This is a genomic window from Mycobacterium sp., from assembly GCF_035499775.1.
Lineage (GTDB): Bacteria > Actinomycetota > Actinomycetes > Mycobacteriales > Mycobacteriaceae > Mycobacterium.
The window spans coordinates 1-2,412 of record NZ_DATJYB010000164.1; the positions used below are offsets into that span (position 1 = coordinate 1).

Sequence of the window (2,412 nt, forward strand, 5' to 3'; positions counted from 1 at the left end):
AGTCGAACCACATCGGACTCACCTGCCCGGCCCGACGGCGCGCTGCAGGTGAGTCCGATGTGGTTCGACTGGGACGGCGAACTGCTGCGGTTCGCCCACACCACCAAGCGCCAGAAGTACCGCAAATGTACAAAGCAACCCGCGGGCTGCGATGTCGATCTCGGATACCGACAATCCCTACCGCTACCTGGAAGTGCGCGGCGACGTCGAGCGCATCGAGCCCGATCGGGCGGCGAGCTTCTTCCGGCGTCTGGCCAAGCGCTACAGCGCGGACGAACCTCCTCCCGACGCCCCGCCCCGGGACGAGGATCCCGCCGACGCCGCGGACTGGGTGGTCATCGTGGTGCGCCCGACCGGATTCAGCAAGCACTAGTCCGCCGAATTGTCGTTCGCAGAGCCGCTTTCCGTCAGTACCGCTCCGGCACGAAGTGCCACGGGTAGTCCGGTTCTACATAGCCGCGGGGCTTCTGACGGTCCGGCAGCTTGATCGCCTTTGGCTCGACCCGCTCGTAGGGCACCTGGTCCAGCAGGTGCGCGATGCAGTTCAGGCGCGCACGACGCTTTTCGTCCCCCTTGACGACGTACCAAGGGCTGATCTCGGTGTCGGTAGCACGAAACATCGCATCGCGGGCACGGGAGTAGTCATACCAGCGACGGTGCGACTCGAGGTCCATCGGGCTGAGCTTCCAAATCTTGCGCGGGTCCCGTGCCCGGTCGTTGAACCGGCGGGTTTGCTCGTGCTGGCTGACGTCGAACCAATACTTGATGATCTGGATTCCGCCTTCAATGAATGCCTCTTCCACCTTCGGCACAAGCTCCAGAAACCGCTTGTACTCATCCCCGGTAGCGAAGCCCATCACCCAGTCGACGCCGGCGCGGTTGTACCAGGAGCGGTCGAACAGGCATACTTCGCCGCCCGACGGAAACCTCTCGATATAGCGCTGAGCGAAGATCTGAGTCTGCTGCCGCTCCGACGGCGCCGGCAGCGCGACGACGCGGAAGACCCGGGGACTGGTTCGCTCGGTGATGCGTTTGATCACGCCCCCCTTGCCGGCGGCGTCGCGGCCTTCGAACACGACGACGATCTTTGCCTTTGCTCGCTTGACCCAGAGCTGCATCTGGACGAGCTCACTCTGCAGGCGGCAGAGTTCCTTCTCGTAGTACTTCCGACTCAACTTGCCGGTCGCAACATCCGCATGCTTCGTTTTCGTGTCCATCGCGTCCCTGCCAATCATCGCCATGTTGTCCGACAATCATCCCGCTCGGCCTGACCGGACGCGAGTATGCGTCCTGCTCAGATGCGCTCGACTTGGCCATGGAATGAGCGTCAGGCATCGGCCGAAGGACTGCCAGGCAGTCGCCCGAATACCAGGGTCGCCGGTACAAACGACACGACGTCAAGGGACGCCCGGGCGTGATGTTCGCGGCGCGGGGACTCGACAGTCGTGGCCGCAGAGTGGTAGCAGAGAGGTATGGCCAAGCGACAACTCAGGAATCGGAACTTCAGTTCTGGCTCGAACACGAAGAGCCACGATGAGTTGACTGCGCTGCGGCATCGGCGTTTTACCGATCTCGAGAAGGAGCTCACCGATTTTCGAAACGCCTATGACGAGCGGCTGCGCCGCTTACTGACGGGATCGGACGCGAAGAAGGCTGCCGCAATTCGCGACGAGTGCCGCCGCGAGTTCGGCGCCGGCCTCGCCGCAACGATCGGGCAGCCCGACCGGATGGCCGAAGCGCATGCTAGCGCGCGGCGCAAGATGGAAGAGGCTCTTCGCCGGGACGTGAAATGCTATTCCGAAATTCACGATCTACAAAGCAAATTCAGCGATAACTGGGCAGCGATCGTCACCAAAAAACCAGGCCGGCGTGACGCATTCGTCGTGCATGCAGGCGACTGGACCCCGACCGTCGACGTCATAGATATGCAGACGTTCGGGCCGCCCTTCGATCTTGTCTTCGCAGACGCCCAGGGTCTCGCGCTAAACCAAGACGGGACCCAGGGAATCAGTGATGATTCATCATCGGTGGATCTGACCCTGGGCTTCATGGATAACGACATCACCGTCAGTGGGTCCAACAAGTGGGATGAGGCAAGCAATGTGGTGATTGGACTATCTGACCTCGCCCTCGGCGTCAGATACACTGCGCCCAAGGCTGGTTCACTCAACATCGGGTTCACCATGCGCAACCTGTACAGCCGGCTCCACGGCAGCCTGACCGATCACTGGGGATTTTCGCACGGGGACCTTCTCCTCACGCACTCGGTGGGCAATTGGCACCCCAAACTGTGCGAATCGATAAACACGGCCGACCACGTCACTCGGGGAATTATGGTCACTTCGTGAGGCGTCGAACGGTGCTGCGGCTACCCCTGCTGCTGGCGGCAGGCCCTACGCTGACTCAGGTGCC

General features: G+C 62.0%; 2 protein-coding genes and 1 pseudogene. 2 read left to right on the forward strand and 1 reads right to left on the reverse strand.

Features of this window, described 5'->3' with window-relative positions; all coding sequences use genetic code 11:
* Positions 1–373, forward strand: a pseudogene (locus VML93_RS11050) (PPOX class F420-dependent oxidoreductase); the annotation flags it as partial.
* A 34-nt stretch (positions 374–407) separates the two neighbouring features.
* Here the strand turns inward: VML93_RS11050 and ppk2 are convergent.
* Entirely contained in the window at positions 408–1,241 is an 834-nt protein-coding gene (gene ppk2, locus VML93_RS11055) for a polyphosphate kinase 2 (protein ID WP_325610492.1), read from the reverse strand.
* A 231-nt stretch (positions 1,242–1,472) separates the two neighbouring features.
* Between ppk2 and VML93_RS11060 the strand changes: the two genes are divergently transcribed.
* A complete protein-coding gene (locus VML93_RS11060; protein ID WP_325610494.1) occupies positions 1,473–2,348 on the forward strand; it encodes a hypothetical protein in 876 nt (291 codons plus the stop codon).
* The last annotated feature ends 64 nt before the right edge of the window (positions 2,349–2,412 follow it).

Excerpts from the sequence above, each read along its gene's own strand:
- ppk2 (WP_325610492.1), bottom strand. The coding sequence starts at position 1,241 with ATGGCGATGATTGGCAGGGACGCGATGGACACGAAAACGAAGCATGCG.
- VML93_RS11060 (WP_325610494.1), top strand. The coding sequence starts at position 1,473 with ATGGCCAAGCGACAACTCAGGAATCGGAACTTCAGTTCTGGCTCGAAC.